Genomic DNA, 21,485 nt, shown 5'->3' on the forward strand with positions numbered 1-21,485 from the left:
TTACTTCTCCTTAGTACCCGGAATCACGATGCCGCGGCTCTGCAAGAAGCCGGTCAGCAAACCATTAACAAAAGACGAGGAAGAATCAGTGCTGAACTTGGCAGCAATCTGAACCGCTTCGGAAATAGCCACCTTCATGGGGACTTCGGGAATGTAAGTCAGTTCCACCATGGCGATTCGCAGAAGAATACGATCCAGGCTGGCCATACGGTCCAGTTCCCAATGAGCGGCGGCAGCCTTGATGCTTTCGTCAAGGTCAGCGCGGTGTTCCTGAATCAGGTCCACCAGTCTCATGCCATACTTCTTCTGGTTGTCGTGAATTTCCTGAGCTTCAAGAACTCCAGGAAGAGCCTGAGCCACAGTCTGTCCGGTGATTTCCATGGCGTACAGCAACTGCATTGCAAATACGCGGGCGGGTCTAAAACTTACTTGTGCCATAAAACTTTCTCGTTTTTTATAAGTCTCAGTTTACGTTTCTTTTTTTATTAAATCTGCTTGTAGAGGTTTGCCATTTCGACGGCGGTAGAAGCCCAGCTGCAACCCAGGTTGCCAGCCTTAAGGCCTGCGCGGTTCATAGCCTGGTCTACGGTATCGGTAGTGAGGATCCCCAGAATCATGGGAACCTTGCCTTCGGCGGCAATACCGGCAATACCGCTGGTAGAATTGTTCACAACCACGTCGTAGTGGCCAGTTTCGCCACGGATAACTGCACCTAGAGCCATAACGGCATCAAACTTGTTGGAATCCGCCATGCGGCGGCAAATACCCGGCAGTTCAAAAGCGCCCGGAACATGAGCCACGGTAATATCCTTTTCATCTACGCCAAGGATCTGCAGCTGGCGGAGTGCACCATCCAGCAGTTTATCCGTCACGATTTCATTAAAGCGGGCCACGGCGATCGCCACCTTCAGGCCAGTTCCATTCAGAGAATTCTTCAGTTCGTTCATAATACTCCCTTAAGCCTCGTCCAACTTCAGGTCGTGGCCCATCTTTTCTTTCTTGGTTCGCAGATAGAAACGGTTAATGTTATTGGGCTTGATTTCGATAGGAACACGTTCCACGATTTCAAGACCGTAAGCGGAAATACCATTGATCTTGCTGGGGTTATTGGTGAGCAAACGCATCTGCTTCACACCCAGGTCAGCCAAGATCTGTGCGCCGGTACCATACTGGCGTAAATCAGACTTGAAGCCCAGCTTGATGTTGGCTTCTACGGTGTCCAGGCCCTTTTCCTGCAATTCATAAGCGCGGAGCTTGTTGCAGAGGCCAATACCACGACCTTCCTGGCCGCGGAGGTAAAGGAGCACTCCCCCATGTTCACCAATGAACTTCATGGAGGCTTCCAACTGCTCACCGCAGTCGCAGCGCATGCTGCCGAAAATATCGCCCGTCAGGCATTCGCTATGGACGCGAACATAAACCGGCTTGCTGAAATCCGGATTGCCAGCAACCCAGGCCACATGTTCCACACCGTCGGTGGAGCTGCGGTAGGCGTAGGCCTTGAATTCGCCGTACTTGGTAGGGACGTTGGGAGCAGCCACACGCTGCACCAGCTTTTCGTTCTTCAGGCGGTAGGCGATCAAGTCGTGGATAGAGATAATCTTGATGTCGAACTTCTTGGCCACTTCCTGCAACTGAGGCATACGGGCCATGGTGCCGTCTTCGTTCATGATTTCGATGAGAGCGGCAGCCGGGCGAAGTCCAGCCAGCTTTGCCAGGTCCACGGCAGCTTCCGTGTGGCCTGCGCGGCGGAGCACGCCTTCTTCCTGGGCGTACAGCGGAGAAATGTGGCCAGGGCGGCCGAAATCGCTGGGCTTGGAAGCAGGATCGGAAAGAGCCAGAATGGTGGCGGCACGGTCATGGGCAGAAACGCCAGTGGAGCAACCTTCGATCTTATCCACCATGATAGTGAACGGGGTACCCAGAATGGATGTGTTTTCTGCGGTCTGACGGGTCAGATTCAATTCGTGGCAACGCTTGATAGGCAGCGGGCAGCAAAGAACGCCACGGCCTTCGTGGAGCATGAAATTCACCTTTTCCGGTGTAATCTTTTCGGCGGCGATTACAAAGTCGCCTTCATTTTCACGATCTTCGTCATCGACGACAATGAGGAATTTACCGGCCTTGAAGTCTTCAAGGGCTTCTTCGATCGTATTAAGCAAGGTCACGCTCCTTCAAATAATTTTCGATATATTTGCCAAGCATATCTACTTCTACATTCACAATAGTACCGGGAACCCAGTTACGCAAATTGGTGCGGGCCAGCGTTTCGGGAATAATGCATACGCGGATGGAATCCTCGAACTTTTCGGCCACCGTAAGGCTAATGCCGTTCAAGGACACGGAACCGCGACGGATTACATAGCGGCGCAAGTCCTTAGGGAGTTCCAAATCCACTTCCACGCCCGTTTCGCGATTGGCAACGGCCAAGACCTTCACGGAAGTATCCACATGGCCCATCACAAAATGACCGCCCATAAAGGAATCTGCCCTGCAGGCCTTTTCAAGATTCACAAGTTTTCCCGGTTCAGCTTGCTTGAAAGAGGTGTTTTCCACCGTCTGGTGCATCAGGCAGAAGGTAGCCTCGTCGTCGGTGCAGCTTTCAATGGAAAGGCACACACCATCGTTAGCGACACTATCGCCCAAATTGCAACCCTTAAAGAAACCGGGTGCGGATAAGCGCATGGTCAGCGCATCCCCTCTCGTTTCCAGAGAAAGGATGGTTCCCGTACTTTGAATAATACCAGTAAACATACGGGCCAAATTTAGAAAAAGACGAGAGACGAGAGACGAGAGACGAGAGTGAAAACAGGCGAATAACGCTGATTTTGAGGTCGGACCAGTACTGCAAGTTAGATTTAGCTAACATCCATATTATACAACGGTAATTTCCTATAGGTAATGGCTAGGGGGGGTATACTACATTTACCCACAGGAATTATCTCATTGGGACGGAGGAATCATGATTATTTTTGAACACCCTATAAAGGCAGCCTTCATTGGCTTTACCACAGCGTCTATACTAGTCGCCAATGGAGACGACGAGTCAAGTAATCCTGTAACAAACAATACCTAAACCAGAAACTCCTGACTGAGGGAGAATACGGAGTAATCTGTGATCCTCCAGAAAGAACGCAGGGAGTGTGCCCTGCAGGATGGCATATTCCATCCGCTAAAGAATGGCTTGACCTTTTCAGCAACACAATCAACAACGGCCGAGTCAAGTCTTCAGCAATCGGAAACGATCTCAAATCCTCAAAAGGATGGAATAGTGGAACACACAAGGATATATACGGCTTTTCGGCAATTCCCACGGGAGCATGGGGGAATAGGCCCAGGTAGCGGATTAGGAGAATATTCCGGCATGTGGAGTTCCGATGAACAAGGAACTTACGGCGCTTACATGGTTTCATTGGACGTAGAACGTTCTACAGCTTGGTTGTACGACGAAAGCAAGGCTCTGTTTTTAAGCATTCGCTGCCTTATGGATTCAGACAAAGATCCTACAGATACAACTTCTTTTACAGGAAGCAACAAACAGCCAACACTTAACAAGGTTATCCAAGAAGGCTTTTCCGTAGAAGACTATATGAATTCCCAAGTTGACTATGGCACGCTCACGGACAAGCGCGACGGGCAGGTGTACAAAATCACGAAGATTGGTTACCAATGGTGGATGGCAGAAAATCTAAAGTATGCAGACAGTATAAAAACGCCAAGCCTCGTAAATGGTAGCTGGTGCTACGACGACAATGACCAACGTTGCCTGCTAACAGGACGTCTATACACCTGGGCTGCCGCCATTGACTCCGTCAAACTGGAAAACAGTTCTCTGAAATGTGGATTTGGAACTAGCTGCAATATTCCAGACCGAGTACAAGGAATATGCCCTGAAGGATGGCATTTGCCGAATCAGACAGAATGGAACGATCTGGTGAACAAGCTTGGAGGCAATAAAGTTGCGGGACACATCCTTAAAGCCCAATCTGGCTGGGGATCTAGTAATACCACGCATTTTCAGTGCGTTGCTTAAAGGACTACTAAACCCGATTATTGCGTTTATGCAGGATAATAGACGGTAAGCACATCGGGGCCGGCCATGAAGGATTCCTTGGCCACGATGTTCTTGGGAAGTTCCGGAAATTCCAGGCCTTCCTTGATGTTGCCAGAGGCAGCGAGATCTGCGATGGCATCGTCGATGCGGCAGTCGGTGGAGCGCCAGATATTCAGGCGGTTCCAAAGAGGTTTGGGAGCGACAATGGTTTCGCCAGTAGAAACGGCGTCGGCAAACAATTGATTGGCGAGACCTGCGCCCGGTTCCACCATCAGACGATGCATACCACGGGCAGAAAGATCGTCGATCATGGAAGTCCAATTTTCAGCGAAAGTGGATCCAGTCAAAAGAATGACGCAAGGCACTTCGTTAGATTCTTCGACTTCGCGCTCCGCACTTCGCTCTGAATGACACGGGAGGGAGCGTTCAGAAAAAGCAGGCTGTGGGACGCAGGAGAAAACGAGAATCTTTTTTTCCTGATTCAGAGAGAAGACTTTCAGCTTCGAAACTTCTTCTGCGGAAAATTTATGATGTCCCGCCCACACAATTTTTACGGGATCGTTTCCGGCAGCGTTACGGACATTCAGGCTAGGATTATCAGCAAGAACGGTTCCTGCCCCAACAAGAACAGCATCGCTGATGGCGCGGAGTTCATGATTCCAGCAGTTGGCCCCATCACCAGTAATGCGGACAGGCAAATGTTCGCCATTCAAACCAACAACGCCCATGAAATTTTCCTGGGAGACGGCGCATTTTACTTCTACAAAAGTACGCTTGTTGCGAACGTAGAAATCGTAAGCTTCGAAGTAACGTTCTACGTCGTGGAAGACGGTACGACCTTCCGCTTCCGCCTCGCGAGACATTCCTGCTAGATTCTTCGCTTCGCTCAGCATGACACCCGAGGACTCGCTCAGCATGACATGCGAAGGTTCACTCAGGCAGTTGCATTCGCCGCATCCACAATCGTCCCAGCCATCATCCACTTCAGCGGCGATGCAGGCGTCCACGCCTTCGAAAACTTCGATTCCGGCTTCTTCCAAAATCTTACGGCTGTTCCCGCGGACAACAGGATTGGGGTCCCCGTGAGCGTAAAAGACTTTCGCAATTCCAGCGTCAATGACGGCCTTGGTGCAGGGAGGCGTGCGGCCGTAATGGCAGCAGGGCTCCAAAGTCACGTAGATAGACGCACCACGAGCCAGTTCGCCCGCGTCACGCAACGCCATGACTTCGGCATGGGCACTTCCGGGGCGCTGCGTACGCCCCTTCCCCACGATAATTCCATCTTTAACCACAACGGCACCCACCGCCGGATTGGGGCGGCTCACGCCAATAGAAAAGACGGACTCATCAAGAGCCAACCTAAGAAAGTTCATTTACAGCTTCGTTTTTTAGTCAAACGTACTATCGAACTAACCACTACTTCTTGGGATAAGCCAAGAAACCGCCAAGAACATTGTAAGCGCGGTCATAACCATTGCGCATCAAAATCAAGGTAGCAGCTTCACTGCGGCGACCAGAGCGGCAGTAAACCAGGACGTCCTTATCCTTGGGCACTTCAGCCAGACGGTACTTCAATTCACTGAGAGGAATATTCACGGCATGGGGAGCATAACCATCATTCAGTTCGTCCGGATTACGAACGTCCAGGTACATTGCACCCGAGGCGTTCATTTCCATGGCCTTATTCCAGTCAATGTTCTTCACTTCATCAACAATGTTTCTGGGAGCTGCAGGCTGGGCAGGAGCCGGAGCCGGCTGAGCCACGGGAGCAGCTTCAGGAGCCTTTTCAGCAGCCTTCTGTTCATTACAGCCTGCCATCAGGAACATTCCGGCAAAAGCAAACATCATCAACTTATTCATTTTATTACTCCTACTATTTTTTTTCAATAAAATCATTTACGCCAAGCAGCATATACACCATCAAAATCTTGTGCGTTTCACCGTCTAGATTTTTAATCGGAACGGCATTCATCCAAAGCAAAGAATCTGAAGCCCCAAAAACACCTTTCCAGGCAACAGCGCGTCCTCGTTCAAAAACCTCAGACAAATATCTATGGAAAAGCGAGAAGTACTTCGGGCGCACCACTTCCAGCAAACGAACCCCTTCGACCTGTTTGGGAGATTCCCTTCCAAAGGCCAGGGAAAAAGCCTGATTGCACCCGGCAATCTTATAATCTCTGTCAACCCAGACCACACGAATATCCGGGAGTCTCAAGGCAGAAGCCAGCAAATCGCTACTATCGACGCCATCCTCCAGCACAGGATTATCCTGCAGCAGTTCCATGCGGCGGGCAGCCCCCTTAAACACCATATTGGAACCTTCTTCCATGGTCAAACGGCCATTAAAGGTGTACCAGTCCGTAGCCCCGTCAGACCTCAGCAAACGAAGGCAAATACCTCGACGATCCTCGCTATCATGACCCGACGCTCTGAAATCCACAATTCGGGAATTCAGCATCTTTTCAAAAATTTCGCAGTCTTTCGCCGGCATCATGTTTTTAAGGTTCTGAACACCCACGGAGCGGGGAACCACACGACCTTCTTCATCGATAAGAGGCGTAAGCAAGGTGAAGCGACGGGAATCCACATCAAGAGACCACAGGAAGTCCCCCGTATTCTGCAGAAGCATATCGATATTCTGTTTCAGTTCATCGCGCTGGTTTCTGGACTCCACATCCAAGGTCACATTCTTGATCAGAAGAACGGTGTTATCTTCGCCCGTCTTCTTCTGGATAAAAGCACGCAACTCGTACCAGCGCAAGCCTAATTCACTATCGTAACTAAAGATAAAGGGAATATCCGGATAGGAAGCCAACCCCTTGGTATAATCCTTCAGACGTGCATATTCCTGAGCCGAAAGAATCTTCTTGAAGTTCTGTTCCTGGCAAATACGTTCAAAAAGAGGATCCGCAATGAATCGCGGCGTGGCATCAATCAGGTTGCCATCCATAGAAAGCACCACCTGAAATTCGCCCAGGTATTCCGAAAAATTGGAATAGGCCTTCTGCTTTTCGCGGGAATCCCTAATCAGCAAGATCGAAATGACCAACGCCACCCCAACCAGGAAAAAGGCAAAAAGTGAAGCCGCAATGATATTCAGCGAGATAAACATAAATTCAGTCCAAATTACAATCTACAAGATAGTCTTTTTTCCAATTTTCTTTTTAACACTTAGACCAAACCAGTCCAGAGAATGATCAGATTTTCCAATAGAACCACCAACATTCCACAAATCAAAATGAAAATTCACGCCTAGCCCCACACAAAAACCGGGAAACCGGTAAAAAGTAGACAAAGAGACAAACCTAAAATTTAGAGAAGAACCCATATAAGCAGAACGGCCATCCCATTGAAAAAAAGCATCTAGGCTATCGCCAGGTTTTATGGTAACGCCAGAAAGGTACTGCATATTTTTTAATGGTTCATGAAAAAAATTCCACAGGTACGTCCACAAAATTAATCGTCCATACACAATAGATGCGCCCGCCTTATAACGATGGGACGTCCACAATTCATCACCGGGAGTCCACTCCATCGAAAATCCATAGGCGCCCCCAACAGCAAGCCAATCGCCATTCACAGACATGCCCCATTCTGTATAAATTTTTCTGTATAACGAATCCATTGATTCATAAGAACCAATAAAAGCCCCTCGATACCTGGAGTCACCCCATTCCCCAGAAACAGAAGATGCCAACTGATCCGTTTCCGGCAAACGGTAAAAATCCATACTGAATCCAGGATTCGCAAAACGAGCCGGCGACGAGGAATAATCAGAAAGAAGCCAGGAAATATCATTACCAAAGGCGAACCCAACCAGCAGAAGCAAAAACGCAATTTTATTCATACGAAGCCCTACGGACGAATCAGAATTCCCACAACATTTTCAAACTTGCCCGTCGAGATAGACACGTAAGCAACCCCCAAGCCCATTCCATCAAGAGACACTTTACGCCAGGCATTAAATCCAGGGGGCACATCGGCCTTCCAACGCTCCCGCCCAGCAGAATCCAGCAGACGGAGAGATACCTGAAATTCGCTTTCAACATAAACTCTTAACGAATTACCTCCTAGGCGAACCACCCTAGAAGAAAGCTTGTATGTAAAAGGAGACTGGATTTTTTCGTTCGTCCCATTAGACCGCACAAAACCTGGGGTATTCTCCGATTCCATAGTCAAGGGATTAAAGCCTGACGGACATGACACCATATGCCGATCCCAGCAAACGCTATCCACCACAGCCTCCCCGCTGCAAATGGAAATGCATCCCGACGAATTATTCAGATAACCAAGCGCAACCTGAACCAGCCCCACATCCCTATAGCCAAGATATTCCCTGAGTTGTGCGGTATCCTTGGTCAGCACGATGGTCTCATAAGGGTCTATAAACCCGACACCCCAGCTTCCACCTCGGCCACAAAAGCGAAATTTTTCGAGAGGGACGGCTACCGCACTACGATTGTACACTTCCACCCATTCCGGTTCAGGCTCCTGGGGGCAATGATGCACCTCCGAAACCACCAGCGGCCCCCCACCTGGCGCAAATAGCAAGGTGTCTAGCGAATCGTTATATGGAGCTTCATCGGGCGGTAGATTCCCGCGAATCCAAAAATCCCGGGAAGATTCCCAGCTAAAATTCCCAACCACCCACAAGGAGTCAATCACACTTGCACTTCCATCCAGGGGGATGCGCTCCAACCGTAGCCAGGCAGAATCACACCCCGTCAAGAAAACCGTATACTTGTCATGGTCCCGCAAAACAGGAGCGAGGCCGCAGTCAGCCACTCCGACTTCATATTGCGGGTTAGCGCACCCTATGGTCGGTTCCGCAAAAATCCAACGGTCAGAATCTTTCACCCGCTGTAACGCCATTCCCGCCTTAGGCTCTGGAATTTCAACGGAATCCACACACGAACCCGCCCAAAGACGCCACGTAGACCTCCTGGAATTCGGAAGACTTAACTTTCCCAATAAGCCACACGCCACCCCATTCCCCTTAGGGCAATACAGGCTATCATGAACCAGGACGAATCGTTTGAAGGTCGAACCGGACTCCCAGGAATTACCTCTGGGCAAGGCAAAAGATAAAGCCGGTTTTTCATCCATCTGCACCCATAGGCTTTCCGCCCCACAATCATCCAGACGAATCTCGACGAATTCTCCTTCCTGATCAGGAACATCCTTGGGATCAGAAAAGAATTCCACAAAACGAGGGCAGGCAAGAGCGGAACCCAAGCCAAAACATAAAAAGCAGAGAACTGCAAGAACTGCAGCCCCGAATCCTTGATTTTTCAAGAAATCACCCCTTGGGGTGAGCCGCCTTTAGCCAGTTCGAGCCGGCGCCATTTTCTCGGGCGGTTTGCCTACGATCGGTAGAAATCAATCTACAGAATGATCGTTGGGCAACATATAGGCAAGCGGATTTACAGGAGAATTGTTCACCCACACTTCGTAGTGAAGATGGGGTCCGACAGATCGACCTGTATTTCCCATGTATCCAATAACTTGGTAACGATGAACGAACTGACCCGGATGAACAATATACATCTGCATATGGCCCAGACGAGTCTTGATTCCATTCCCGTGGTCAATAGCCACGAAGTAACCAAAAGAAGAACTAAGCTGAGCAACGTCCACCACACCGTCGGCGGGGGCGAAAATCGGAGTCCAGCGTTCGTTAGAAATATCGACACCCTGATGCATCTTGCCCACTTCACCCGTGACAGGGTGAATACGGGGACCAAAAGAAGAAGCGAAACGCCCCTGGGTAGGAGAAATAGACGGAACGAAACGCCACATGGAAAGTTTCTGGTCCATATATTTGCCCAAGTTGTGGAAAGAAGCGTCGTTATTGTGGAGCTTGGACTGCAAACGCTTGGCCGTTTCGCCCAGCAGAGCCATTCGTTCTACAACAGGAGACGTGGTGCGCAGCAACAGGGAATCCTCGCCAATGGCGCCACCGGTACCCATTTCACGGGAAGATTCATCCTGAGTGGGCAGGCTGAATCGAGCATAAAGGCGATTTTCGTCACGGAGGAAGTCAGACGTGGTGCCAGCCAGATAATCCAGAGTCCCCTGAATCTGGGACATTTCGCTATCCAGGCGGTGACGTTCATCCAGCTGGTGGTTCAACACACCTTCGTAAATGGTGGTGGTCACCATCTGCACAGCAAAAAGGATGGCGCCAATAACCACAAAAACACGAAGCACCGGCCACGCCTTGAACAGGACGGCAGGCACATGCAGGGTCATCGATTTCGATGACTTCTGGAAGTGTATGGTGGTCTTAACAAAATTCACGGCGGGTAAGATAGTAAAAAATATGACCAAGCGAACGTAAAAATTCACACAACATGGAACATGGAGGGAACAATTTTTACACAAAAAGCTGGATTTTTTGTCAGATTTCTCTACATAAAAAAGATTTGTAAAACTGTTAACTCCATGAGAATCAACAAGTTACATATATAAAATCGAAATAGGGAAAAACAAGACAATTCATTTCGCCCCCAATGGGCGAAATGTGTAATTTACAAAGTATTTTTTTCAAAAAATGATAATCAAGTGTTAAACCGGATTGTCAAAATCAACAAATTTTGCAGGAATATTCAATTCTTCCTGGATTTTTTCGGCCAAGGCACGAACGCCAAAGACCTCTGTTCGATGATGACCACAATTGACCAAATTAAATCCCAATTCCTCACAGTCAATCGGAACATGTTCCTTAATTTCCCCTGTTACCAGGACATCGCAGTCCAACTTCATAGCCTCTTCAATGGCGCTTGAGCCCGAGCCGCTGCAAATAGCCACCCTTTTAATGGTATCAGAACCATACATCAAGGCATTCTGCAATCCATAAGGGAACGCATTGGCTACGCTTTCCATAAATTCCGTCTGAGTCGCAGCAGTTTCCCACTCGCCAACTACGCCAATGGTCTTTTCACCTTCCTGCAAGAATCCCGAAATGTTGCTAAGCCCCATCGCCTTGGCAATTTGAACATTATTTCCCACTTCCATATGGCCATCCAAAGGCAAGTGGTAACCATAGAGATTTATGCCATTATTAAAAAGCTTGCGCATGCGAGCGCCAAAACGGCCTACTGGCACACGGTCTTCATTTTTCCAAAATCCATTAGGATGATGTACGATAATGCAATCAGCGCCGTCTTCAATTGCGGCATCAATCAGACAGTCCCGGAAACTCACCCCAGTAACCACTCGAGTCACCCGAGTATTCGCTTCGACACAAAGACCATTAACGCAATAATCCTTGAAGGACTTCGGGTCAAGCAAATCATTCAACCAGGCAGAGAAAAAATTAATATCCATAATTCATTACTCCCATAACTGTTCAAACACTACAATTATGATACATAATCTAGCACTAATATATAAATATCCAAGAAAACTTTAGAAATATGATTATTCTAAAGAATAATAGTTTTTATATCTTTAAAAAATGGACTTGTTGATTTTTTAATAGAGGTTTTTTCATAAATCATATTCATAAACAAATAGATTGAGTCTATTTTAGGGGCGTCCCATTTTCAACAAAAACAGGTTGAATCCATTTCGCAACGACTCAACCTCTCTGAAAATTAGGTTGAGCCCTCTTTTGGACCAGATTTCCATACACATTTCAACAAAAATTAGTCATAACCCCTTGACAAAGTAAGCAAACTATCTATATTTGGCATCGTCAATGAGGAAACTCGCTGATCTGATTGCTTCATAGCTCAGTTGGTAGAGCCCGCGACTGTTAATCGCGTTGTCCTTGGTTCGAGTCCAAGTGAAGCAGCTTAGAAGACCCGTTCGAAAGAACGGGTCTTTTAGTTTTTCAAAAAACTAGACGTTTTTTTACAGATTTAACGATTCGCTTCATGGTCCATGTTTACGCATTTTGCTAAATTCGTGGGTCGACACAAATAGTTGTTTTTCAGCGCTTGGGATTGTCAAAAACGCGACATTCTTTTCGGTGCTGTTACATAAGGAGCCAATAATGGCACATTATCTCTTTACTTCTGAATCCGTATCCAAGGGTCACCCGGATAAGGTCTGCGACCAGATTTCCGACGCCATCCTGGATGCCTGCCTTGCACAGGACCCCAACAGCCGCGTCGCTTGCGAAACTCTCGTGAACACCGGCCTCGTGGTCATTTCCGGTGAAATCACCACCAAGGCAGTGATCGACTACCAGCAGATTGCCCGCAAGACCATCAAGGGCATCGGCTACGTGAATCCGGAACTGGCCTTCGACTACAAGGGTTGCTCCGTTCTCGTCGCCATGGACAAGCAGTCCCCCGATATCGCTCAGGGTGTGGACGCCAAGGCTGCCGACGGTAAGGAAGACGACAAGCAGGGCGCAGGCGACCAGGGCATGATGTTCGGTTATGCCGTGAACGAAACCAAGGAACTGATGCCTCTGCCCATTAGCCTGGCTCACAAGCTCATGGAAGAAATTCAGAACCTCCGCGAAAAGGGCAAGATCAAGTGGCTCCGTCCGGATGCCAAGTCCCAGGTCACCGTGGAATACGACGAAAACGACAAGCCGGTCCGCGTAGACACAGTGGTCATTTCTACCCAGCACGATGAATTCGTGAACGGCAAGGAACTGAAGCACAAGACTATCGAAAAGGAAATCATCGAAAAGCTCATCAAGAAGGTTGTTCCTGCCAAGCTTCTCGACAAGAACACCCGTTACCTGATCAACCCCACCGGCAAGTTCGTGGTTGGCGGACCTCACGGCGACTGCGGCCTCACCGGTCGTAAGATCATCGTGGACACCTACGGCGGCATGGGTCGTCATGGTGGTGGCGCATTCTCCGGTAAGGATCCTTCCAAGGTGGACCGTTCTGCCGCATATGCAGCCCGCTACGTTGCAAAGAACATTGTGGCTGCAGGCCTCGCCCACCGTTGCGAAGTACAGCTGGCATACGCCATCGGCTACTCCAAGCCGGTTTCTGTGCTGGTGAACACCTTCGGCACCGGCAAGATCAGCGACCGCGACATCGAAGCTATCGTCGCTAAGAACTTCGATCTTTCTCCCGCTGGCATCGTAAAGATGCTGGACCTGAAGAAGCCCGGCTACCAGGCAACTGCAGCCCTCGGCCACTTCGGTCGTGAAGGCGCACGTTTCACTTGGGAAAAGACCGACAAGGCAGCTGCATTAAAGACCGCAGCCGCTAAGCTCAAGTAACTTCCGTTTAAGACGAAAAGAGAGGGCCGTTTTTCAACGGCCCTCTTTTTTATGTTCTCTATAAAGTTAGCGTTCTAGGCCCGCGACCTAGTATTCATCTATATCGCTAAAATCACCATTGGCATCGGCCATTTCTTCGAATAGTCCCACATGCCGAACCATGACAATCGCCTTAATCACCAAGAGGGATGCCATCAAGAGAATCGCCGTCATGAACAGGCAGATAACTTGATTCTGAACAAAGCCTGTCATCAAGAAGCCGATAAAGGAAATGCATACTACAAGAACCACATAGGGGAGCTGCGTAACAATGTGGTCCATCAGGGAACAATGAGCGCCCGTAGAAGCCATAATGGACGTATCAGAAATAGGAGAACTATGGTCTCCACAGACTGCTCCCGCACAGACCGCCGACAGGCCAATCACACAGGTTGACGGAGTTTGCGCGTAGTTAAGGATCGAAACAACAATCGGAGCCAAGATCGCAATCGTTCCCCAGCTTGTCCCCGTCGCAAACGCCATGAAGCAAGCCAGCAGAAAGATAAACGCCGGAAGGAACTTCACATAGGCACCAAAATCGCCAATGAAAGTCGTAAAGAAAATTCCGATTCCAAGCCCCTGTCTAGCGATATTTCCAAAGAGCCAGGCCAAAGTCAAAATGGCAATGGGCACCACCATCTGTTTAATGCCGTCGGGTATAGACTTCATGGAATCCGCAAAGGAAACGCTCTGACGTAATCTAAAATAGAAATGGGCAAAAATGTTCGTTACAAAACCACCTACGGCAAGTCCCTTGGAAGCATCGCTGTTGGCAAAGGCATCCAGGAAGCCAACCCCGTCAAAAAGACCGCCAGTCGCGAGAATGCCCACAAGGCTACACACGCACAAAGCCACCACAGGTATGATAAAGTCCCACATGGAACCTACATGTTCTAGAGATTCCTTCTTTTCTTCATCTTCAAAGGGGCGGTCATGAGTAGAATAGACATCGTCATTAAGCTGCGCATTGGCTTCGTGACGAAGCATCGGGCCAAAGTCAATATTCAGCAGCGAAATGAAAACAATCATCAGGATTGTCAGCAGACAGTAAAAGTTGTAGGGAATCTGCATAAAGAACAGGTCAATGCCGTTAATCTTATCGGTTTCGACATAACCCGAAACGGCAGCAACCCAGGAAGATAGCGGAGCGATCATGCAAACAGGGGCTGCAGTAGAATCCACAAGGTACGCCAACTTCGCACGGCTAATCTTATGGGAATCTGTAACCGGGCGGACCACAGTCCCGACGGTAAGGCAGTTGAAGTAGTCATCAATAAAGCAGACAACACCAAGCAATAGGGTAAACAGTAGGGCCCCGCGACGATTCTTCACATGGGAAGAAAGCCAAAGGGTAAAGGCCAAACGCCCTCCACTTCTGTTAACTAGGTCCACAACAATTCCCACCGAAACCAGGAACAAAATAATTCCAAGGTTGCTGGAATTGCCCAATATGTCAAGAAGCCCCACGTTGCTTCCATCGCCGCCCACCATACAGAGGAGCGCCTTACCAGGAATATCTGCAAGGTCATTGGTAGACATCATCAGAATAGCCCCGGAAAAACACCCGTAAAGCAGCGACGAGAAAACTTCCTTTGTCACAACACACATGGAAATGGCGGTTATAGCAGGCAACAGGCACCAGACAGACCCCACCATTCCTTCTTCATAGACCAGCAACAGCCAAATATGAAGCACGATAAAGAAGCTTATGGCTCCCACAAATTTATGACGTCGGATCCAGTTCATCTAAGCCTGCCTAATCTTTCTACAGGCTTCGCATACTTTCCTGTAATCAGCAAGGAATGTTTCAAACTGCGAAAGAATCTGCGCTTCCTGACAGTCTCTTCCTGCAAATTCCTGACTCTTGGCCAACTCTGAAAATTTCAGGGCTCCGATCATCATGGAATTACTCTTGATGGAGTGTGCGACAATGCTATAATCCTGCCAATCCTTATTTTCAAAATTCCGCTTCAAACGCAATTCATTTTCTGCAAACGCTTCTTCATACATTTCCAGCGCTTCCATATAAAATTCGCGGTTGCCGGAACAGTAATTCATACCGACACTTTCATCAATCAGCTGTTCTTCCGGTTCCGAAACAACTTCCGAAACATTTTCTATTACGGGAGATGATTTTTTCGAATAGCGAATCAAATCCTTAGGCAGGAATTTCAAGAGAGCCTTTTCCAGGTCCTCGATTCTGATTGGCTTGCCTATATAGCCATCAAAACCCGCCTCCAGGTACATTTCCTTGGCACCAACGATAGCATTAGCCGTCAATGCAATAATGGGAACACCTGCGCACTTATTTCCGAACAACTTCTTCGAAAGTTTCAAGGTTTCCATACCATCCATACCAGGCATCATATGATCCAGGAAGATGACATCGAAATGTTCCTTTTTCATAAGTTCCAGGCATTCCATACCGCTGTTGCATGTAGACACCTGAATTTGCGTATGCTTCATCAAGTGCTGAGCCACACGCAGGTTCATGTTGTTATCATCCACAACAAGTACCTTGGCATCAGGCGCAGTCATACAATCCTGAGAAACAGAATCCTGATTCTTGGAATCCAGATAACGTTTCTGCAAATTTCCAATGGGAGAGCTACCGATAATCATCTGGGGGATTACAACGGTAAACGTAGAACCCTTGCCGTATACACTATTCACACTGATAGAACCATGCATGAATTCCACCAGTTTTGACGTAATGGCCAAGCCCAGTCCAGAACCCTCAATCGTTCTATTTTGCACCAGGTCCAGACGCTGGAAACTCTTGAACAGGCGGGACTGATCCTGTTCGCGGATACCAATACCCGTATCTTCCACCTGGATAACAAGGTCAGCCATGTTTCCATACTCAGGATCAACCCTACGATTTTCCATATTGATCCGGAAATCCACATGTCCCGCTTCAGTGTACTTCACGGCATTGTTAAGGATATTCAGCATCACCTGCTGTATACGAACGGAATCGCCAAACAGCAAACTGGGAATCGTTTCGTCTACATAGACATTCAGTTCAAGGCCCTTCTGTTCGGCCTTTACCCCGATCATAGTAGACACATCATTTAAGACAGATCCCAGATCGTAACGGACCTCCACAATTTCCATCTTACCCGCTTCAATCTTGGAGAAGTCAAGAATGTCGTTAATGATGGAAAGCAACATCTGGCTCGCGCCCTTAATGTCTTCAGAATAGGAATGAATTTGAGATTCACTGGATTCACGAAGAATCATCTCGTTCATGCCCATGATTGCATTGATCGGCGTACGGATTTCATGGCTCATGTTTGCCAGGAAACTACTCTTGGCCACATTGGCTTCTTCTGCACGGGTCTTTGCATTTTCAAGTTCAAGCTGGTAACTCTGAAGACGACGGATTTCATCATCTACGTCGGCAATGGCCACGACAAAGGAGGACACTTCTTCGGATGCATCAGACTTGATAAAGGAAATCTTGTGGAAACGGTATACACCATGTTCAAGAGCTCGACACTGGAAACCAAAGGATTTCTTTCCTCTCAGGTTTTCAATCGCATTCTGGAAACTAGACTCCCTACTAACAAGTTCCATATCATCCGGATGGACAATAGACCTAAGCAAGAGCACCAAAGCCTGATCATAGGACAAGTCAACAAAACCGGCAGACCCTAATTTTTCGGCGAAGGTATCCCCCATAGAATAAGGGAACACCAACTTGGTAGAGACGTCCACATAGCAAACAGAATCAAAAGTACCAGCCAAGGTGCTAATAATATCAAAGTTCTTCTGGAGTTCCTTCTTCATCTTCAGCTGGTCACGTGCGGCTCGACTAGCGACAGCACCATTGATAAAGCTGGTCGTCACAAACGCACCAATCACAAGAATCACGAACAACGAAAGGATAATGCTAAGCATCAGGATTCGCTGCACGGAATCATAAAGTTCATTTTCATCGGCCACCATGACAACAAAGAAGGAATCGTATACAACGCGATAGAATACGACGTTGTTCGACCCATGAAGACGAGTCTTCAGCACCCTATTGGTAAGGACTGTATCCTTCTGGGATTCGACACGGTCATTCTGCAACAACAGTTTAACCAGATTTGCATTCTCGGTCTGCCAGAAATCCATCTCCAGGAAATTCTTCCCTGTAATAGAAGAATCGGCACTGACCATTACAAAGCCATCCTTAGAAACAATGAAGCTATTCTTCAAGCCGGCCTGATTAACGTTTTCAAGAAGTTTGGAGAAAACATCCATGTGAATATCGACAGAAACCACACCATGACCATCTGCAAAAGTCCGGCTTATGGAAATCACCTGCTTCCTGGTATCTTCGTCCACATAGGGGGTAATGATAGCCACCTCGCCAGGATGCTTGCGAGCCTCGCTATACCACTGACGGGAGTTAAAGTCAAAACCTTCCGGCGGAATCCATCCATCACCGCTGACAAAAATGCTGTCGTAGCGCACATAGATGGAACTAAAGCTGTTACTTACGCTTTCGCAATAAATCTTGTTCTGGGTCACCAGGAATTTTTCCAGGTTCCCATAAGACGGTTCAACCAGGGATTCCAGGGAATAACTGCTAACATTGACGGCATCAATTGCCCTTTCGATGGTATTGTCCAAACGTTCAGCCACAATACCCACATTGGTCAGCCCATCGTTCAAAGTCTGGTCTTTCACCACCTTATAGAAGGAATTGAATATGTAGACAACCACGACCAGCAAAACTGAAATCATGGCAATCAAGGTCAAGACATATTCAATGAGGCTCATGCGAGACAAACGTCGCAATTCCTCGAAAAGCGATCCTTTCCTAGATGTCAATACGCTACGAAACTTCACAATCTTTCTCCTTATGAAGAAAGATAACAAAAAAGTAAATTTCGCCTATTCGCTAGAACTAGAACTGGAAGTACAAGAAAGGGTTATAGCTTTGCGTAAACAAGGCCAGCACCGCCACAACAAAAACAACAAGAGCGAGAATCACTCGTTTTGTAGAAATCTCACTGCACCAATCATATGAGCGGAAACGCCAGAAAGACAAAAGCCCCGCCACACCCATAAAGAATACGCAGCTCGGTGTAAATATCTCCGCAGCAAGAATCGGGTCGGCTCCGCTGACTGCATTAAGACCAAGCAAGGATTTCCACATCCTAAAAGCCTCGCCAATATTGTCTGCACGGAACAGTACCCAGCCAAACAACACAATCACCTGAGTCAGGATCACCTGAACAAGCTTCGGAGCGCGAGAATACAAGGCTTCCTTATTATGGGCGCGTTCAATAATCATGAAGAACGCATGATAGAGTCCCCAACAGACAAAAGTCCAGTTTGCGCCATGCCACACGCCACTAGCGAACATCACCAGGAACAGGTTCAGATACAAGCGGCCCTTGCTTACGCGGTTACCACCCAGGGCAATATACAGGTAGTCACGGAACCAGCTGGTTAGGGAAATATGCCAGTATTTCCAGAATTCCGTAATGCTCTTGGCTCTGTACGGGCCATTAAAGTTCCTAGGAAAGTGGAAACCCAGCATCAAGCCAAGACCGATGGCCATGTTGGAATAGGCAGAAAAGTCAAAGTAAATCTGGAACATGTAGGCCAGAGCGCCCCACCAGCTATTCAGCACGCCCGGAGCATCGGCGGCAAATACTCTGTCTGCAATAATGCCTACGTTATTGGCCAGGAAAATTTTCTCGCCAAAACCGAAGCAGAAGAACATTATACCACGAACAAAGTTTTCCAAGGTATGAGTACGTGAATCCAGTTCCTCGGCCACCGTATTATAGCGGACAATAGGACCAGCCACCAGCTGGGGGAACAGAGCCACATAGCAGGCAAAGGTCGCCAGGTTCTTGACAGGAGGTGCAGTACCGCGCCAGATATCAATGGCGTAGCTCATGGACTGGAAGGTATAGAAAGAAATACCCACCGGAAGCAGGACTGTCATCACATGGAAAGGTTCGCCCCCGAACTTTTCTATAACGGTATTAATGGCTCCCATGCCGAACATGTAGTATTTAAAGAAGGCCAGCGCCCCCATATTTACCACCATGGCAAGGCCAAGCCCAAAATTCCGCTGGAAACGGGAAGCCCCTTCCGCAGAAATCAATTTTCCGGAATAGTACACCACCAGCGTGGAACCAAGCATCAAGAACACTAGCCAAGGTTCCAGCCAACCATAAAAGATGTAACTGAAGACAGTTATGAAAAAGTTCAGGTAGGAATGTCTAGCACCCAACTTGAACAACACAAAATAGCCGACCAGGAACGTCGGCAGGAAATAGAACAAGAATATCTGGGAAGAAAAGACCATGAAAAAGGGTATGAGGTATGAGAGGCGAAGGACTATTCGTTAACTTCTACAGCGAGATAGCGGGGAGCTTCGTCGTCGAAGTATTCATCTTCTACGGCACCATCCCAGTTGCCCTCGAGAGGAATCAACTTCAGCTTGTGCTTGGCCTTGGCCTTGAACTCGCCAACATTCCCCTTGGCCTTGTCAGCCATCTTGTCGGTAACCTTACCGCGGGCGATCAGGGGATTATAGACACCTACCAGAATTTCCTTGGCATCCAATTTGCCGGCTGTAACAGCCAGAACTTTATATTTGAACACATACACATAGCTGTACAGGTCATTAGACGGCATCTTACCAGGAATTTCAGTCAAACGACCTTCCACAGAAATAGGATCGGCAAAAGTAAAGGCAACAAAAGCCAAAAGAACAAGCGCAAACTTCTTAAACATAAAGCTCCTTAGTTTTTCTCTAAATATAACTAAATCCCCCTTAGAAAAACTAAAAGACCCGCTCTTTCGAACGGGTCTTTTAAGCTGCTTCACTTGGACTCGAACCAAGGACAACGCGATTAACAGTCGCGGGCTCTACCAACTGAGCTATGAAGCAATCAGGTCAGTGAGTTTCCTCATTGATGGTGCCAAAGATAGATTATTCTGCACTATTGTCAAGGGTTTCTCTCGAAAAAAGTGAAAAATCTTTATGGAACCAGGGCTTTCATTTCGTCTGGGAAATTCCGGCACTCAAAAGTTCGCGGTTCTTTCCAGTAGGGCAACTGTATTTCAGCTTTATAGGCGTACAGCATTTGGGTTCTAGCCCCGAGAATCGCATAATCTTCATCGGACAAGGCCTCTTCCTTGCTCAGCTCACCTCGGGCACGGGCTTCTGCCACGGCATCAGACATTTTTTCATAAAAACGGCCATCAAAACTATATAGGCGGTCCCCAAGAATCGGATATCCTAATTCCGACAGGTGTGCGCGAATCTGATGTTTTCGTCCGGTGATCAGTTCCGCTTCAACCACGGAATAATTCCCGGCAGAGGCTACCCCTGCCCCGACCTTGCGGAAAACCGTATGACACGGTTTTCCGTCGTCAAAATGGTGCATGCGCAAGCGCAGGTGGTCATTGGGATCTTCGCGTAAAGGCATCTGACAGTCAACGGCTTCCTCAGGAAAATTCCCACGGACCACCGCCATATAGAACTTCTTCAGCAAGATTCGGTCCAGATTTTTCTGAAAACGGGCAGCGGTTTCTGCATACCTGGCAAACAGCATCAAGCCTCCCGTATCCCGATCAAGTCGATGCATGGGAGTCGCCGTTTCGCAATCCGTTCCTCGACGAACAATGGAGGTAAAAGTATTATAGAAAATACGCCCTGTATGATGAACCGGAACGCCGGCAGGCTTGGCGATTACCATGAATTCGTCATCTTCGAAAACCACGTCATAGTTCGTAGGAACTTCAGGTTCGGTGTAATTTTCCACATGGTACACCACCTTGTCGTTCTTATGAGCCACAGAGTTTTCGTCAGCCACAACCCCATTAATCGTTACCAGACCGCGGGAAAGTTTTTCAGACCAATCAGTCCTGCTATGATAGGTAAAACGGGCGCACAAGGAATCCAGCAAGAGCCAGCCGTTATGTTCCGGCTGAACCACGCTTTCAAAATACATATCAGAAGGAACGGGCATAGATAGTAGGAAGTAGGAAGTAGGAAGTAGGAAGTAGGAAGTTGGTAGTAGATATGAGTTAGTATTGTCGCGTCGGAGGCGTCTTGCTTATTAATTTGTATCTCGTAATTGATAATTCATAATTAAACTGCAAGATCCCTCGACTCCACGTTGTTCCGCTCGGAATGACACGCACACGCTTCACCGTTCATTGTTAATTGTTCGC

19 protein-coding genes and 2 tRNA genes are annotated in these 21,485 nt (G+C 48.1%); 4 read left to right on the forward strand and 17 right to left on the reverse strand.

The features are described from left to right. The 4 genes from nusB to BUB94_RS10245 are packed head-to-tail and all read right to left on the reverse strand — an operon-like array spanning nucleotide 1 to nucleotide 2,754. Nucleotides 1-438, reverse strand: coding sequence for a transcription antitermination factor NusB (gene nusB, locus BUB94_RS10230; RefSeq protein WP_073159988.1), 438 nt, complete (start codon nucleotides 436-438; stop codon nucleotides 1-3). 47 nt (nucleotides 439-485) lie between these two features. Further along, nucleotides 486-947 carry a 6,7-dimethyl-8-ribityllumazine synthase gene (gene ribH, locus BUB94_RS10235; protein WP_073159986.1) on the reverse strand — a complete coding sequence of 154 codons (462 nt, stop codon included), beginning with the start codon at nucleotides 945-947 and terminating at the stop codon, nucleotides 486-488. A 9-nt stretch (nucleotides 948-956) separates the two neighbouring features. After that, nucleotides 957-2,168 carry a bifunctional 3,4-dihydroxy-2-butanone-4-phosphate synthase/GTP cyclohydrolase II gene (locus tag BUB94_RS10240; RefSeq protein WP_073159984.1) on the reverse strand — a complete coding sequence of 404 codons (1,212 nt, stop codon included), beginning with the start codon at nucleotides 2,166-2,168 and terminating at the stop codon, nucleotides 957-959. Then, a complete protein-coding gene (locus BUB94_RS10245; RefSeq protein WP_073159982.1) occupies nucleotides 2,155-2,754 on the reverse strand; it encodes a riboflavin synthase in 600 nt (199 codons plus the stop codon). Before BUB94_RS10245 ends, BUB94_RS10240 begins: the two co-directional genes overlap by 14 nt. Nucleotides 2,755-3,141: 387 nt before the next feature. On the opposite strand from BUB94_RS10245, the gene BUB94_RS17505 reads away from it, so the two are divergent. Further along, nucleotides 3,142-3,342: an FISUMP domain-containing protein gene (locus tag BUB94_RS17505; protein ID WP_073236731.1), complete on the forward strand. Its 201-nt coding sequence runs from the start codon at nucleotides 3,142-3,144 to the stop codon at nucleotides 3,340-3,342. A gap of 247 nt (nucleotides 3,343-3,589) precedes the next feature. After that, on the forward strand, nucleotides 3,590-4,033 hold the full coding sequence (locus tag BUB94_RS10255) for an FISUMP domain-containing protein (RefSeq protein WP_254793717.1): 444 nt from the start codon (nucleotides 3,590-3,592) through the stop codon (nucleotides 4,031-4,033). A gap of 26 nt (nucleotides 4,034-4,059) precedes the next feature. Here BUB94_RS10255 and ribD read toward each other — a convergent pair whose 3' ends face one another. The 7 genes from ribD to BUB94_RS10290 all read right to left on the reverse strand — a co-directional run bounded on the left by ribD (nucleotide 4,060) and on the right by BUB94_RS10290 (nucleotide 11,383). Next, the gene (ribD, locus tag BUB94_RS10260) at nucleotides 4,060-5,427 is read right to left on the reverse strand and encodes a bifunctional diaminohydroxyphosphoribosylaminopyrimidine deaminase/5-amino-6-(5-phosphoribosylamino)uracil reductase RibD (RefSeq protein WP_073236737.1); all 1,368 of its coding nucleotides are present in this window, start codon (nucleotides 5,425-5,427) and stop codon (nucleotides 4,060-4,062) included. Between the two features lie 43 nt (nucleotides 5,428-5,470). Continuing rightward, nucleotides 5,471-5,914, reverse strand: coding sequence for a rhodanese-like domain-containing protein (locus BUB94_RS10265; protein WP_073159969.1), 444 nt, complete (start codon nucleotides 5,912-5,914; stop codon nucleotides 5,471-5,473). Between the two features lie 13 nt (nucleotides 5,915-5,927). Further along, a complete protein-coding gene (locus tag BUB94_RS10270) occupies nucleotides 5,928-7,166 on the reverse strand; it encodes a PAS domain-containing protein (RefSeq protein ID WP_073159967.1) in 1,239 nt (412 codons plus the stop codon). Between the two features lie 21 nt (nucleotides 7,167-7,187). After that, nucleotides 7,188-7,901, reverse strand: coding sequence for a hypothetical protein (locus BUB94_RS10275; RefSeq protein WP_073236740.1), 714 nt, complete (start codon nucleotides 7,899-7,901; stop codon nucleotides 7,188-7,190). A gap of 8 nt (nucleotides 7,902-7,909) precedes the next feature. Then, nucleotides 7,910-9,349, reverse strand: coding sequence for a hypothetical protein (locus BUB94_RS10280; protein ID WP_073236743.1), 1,440 nt, complete (start codon nucleotides 9,347-9,349; stop codon nucleotides 7,910-7,912). Nucleotides 9,350-9,433: 84 nt separating this feature from the next. Then, a complete protein-coding gene (locus tag BUB94_RS10285) occupies nucleotides 9,434-10,354 on the reverse strand; it encodes a M23 family metallopeptidase (protein ID WP_073160051.1) in 921 nt (306 codons plus the stop codon). 267 nt (nucleotides 10,355-10,621) lie between these two features. Further along, the gene (locus BUB94_RS10290; protein WP_073236746.1) at nucleotides 10,622-11,383 is read right to left on the reverse strand and encodes a Nif3-like dinuclear metal center hexameric protein; all 762 of its coding nucleotides are present in this window, start codon (nucleotides 11,381-11,383) and stop codon (nucleotides 10,622-10,624) included. Nucleotides 11,384-11,779: 396 nt separating this feature from the next. Between BUB94_RS10290 and BUB94_RS10295 the strand changes: the two genes are divergently transcribed. Next, nucleotides 11,780-11,852: transfer RNA gene (locus BUB94_RS10295), tRNA-Asn, on the forward strand. Between the two features lie 201 nt (nucleotides 11,853-12,053). Next, nucleotides 12,054-13,250 (forward strand): methionine adenosyltransferase, encoded by a 1,197-nt coding sequence (gene metK, locus BUB94_RS10300; protein WP_073236749.1) that lies wholly within the window; start codon nucleotides 12,054-12,056, stop codon nucleotides 13,248-13,250. An 87-nt stretch (nucleotides 13,251-13,337) separates the two neighbouring features. Here metK and BUB94_RS10305 read toward each other — a convergent pair whose 3' ends face one another. The 6 genes from BUB94_RS10305 to BUB94_RS10330 form a co-directional block, all read right to left on the reverse strand. Beyond that, complete coding sequence (locus BUB94_RS10305; RefSeq protein ID WP_073159958.1) at nucleotides 13,338-15,035, reverse strand: Na+/H+ antiporter NhaC family protein; 1,698 nt, start codon at nucleotides 15,033-15,035, stop codon at nucleotides 13,338-13,340. Further along, nucleotides 15,036-18,131 carry a hybrid sensor histidine kinase/response regulator gene (locus BUB94_RS10310; protein WP_139259146.1) on the reverse strand — a complete coding sequence of 1,032 codons (3,096 nt, stop codon included), beginning with the start codon at nucleotides 18,129-18,131 and terminating at the stop codon, nucleotides 15,036-15,038. A gap of 58 nt (nucleotides 18,132-18,189) precedes the next feature. Then, nucleotides 18,190-19,608: an MBOAT family O-acyltransferase gene (locus BUB94_RS10315; protein ID WP_073236755.1), complete on the reverse strand. Its 1,419-nt coding sequence runs from the start codon at nucleotides 19,606-19,608 to the stop codon at nucleotides 18,190-18,192. Between the two features lie 32 nt (nucleotides 19,609-19,640). After that, entirely contained in the window at nucleotides 19,641-20,039 is a 399-nt protein-coding gene (locus BUB94_RS10320; protein ID WP_073159952.1) for a hypothetical protein, read from the reverse strand. A gap of 84 nt (nucleotides 20,040-20,123) precedes the next feature. Then, nucleotides 20,124-20,196 (reverse strand) — tRNA-Asn (locus BUB94_RS10325). Between the two features lie 91 nt (nucleotides 20,197-20,287). Then, nucleotides 20,288-21,280 carry an RluA family pseudouridine synthase gene (locus BUB94_RS10330; protein ID WP_073236759.1) on the reverse strand — a complete coding sequence of 331 codons (993 nt, stop codon included), beginning with the start codon at nucleotides 21,278-21,280 and terminating at the stop codon, nucleotides 20,288-20,290. Nucleotides 21,281-21,485: the final 205 nt, after the last annotated feature.

Source organism: Fibrobacter sp. UWH9, assembly GCF_900129715.1.
Taxonomy (GTDB): domain Bacteria; phylum Fibrobacterota; class Fibrobacteria; order Fibrobacterales; family Fibrobacteraceae; genus Fibrobacter.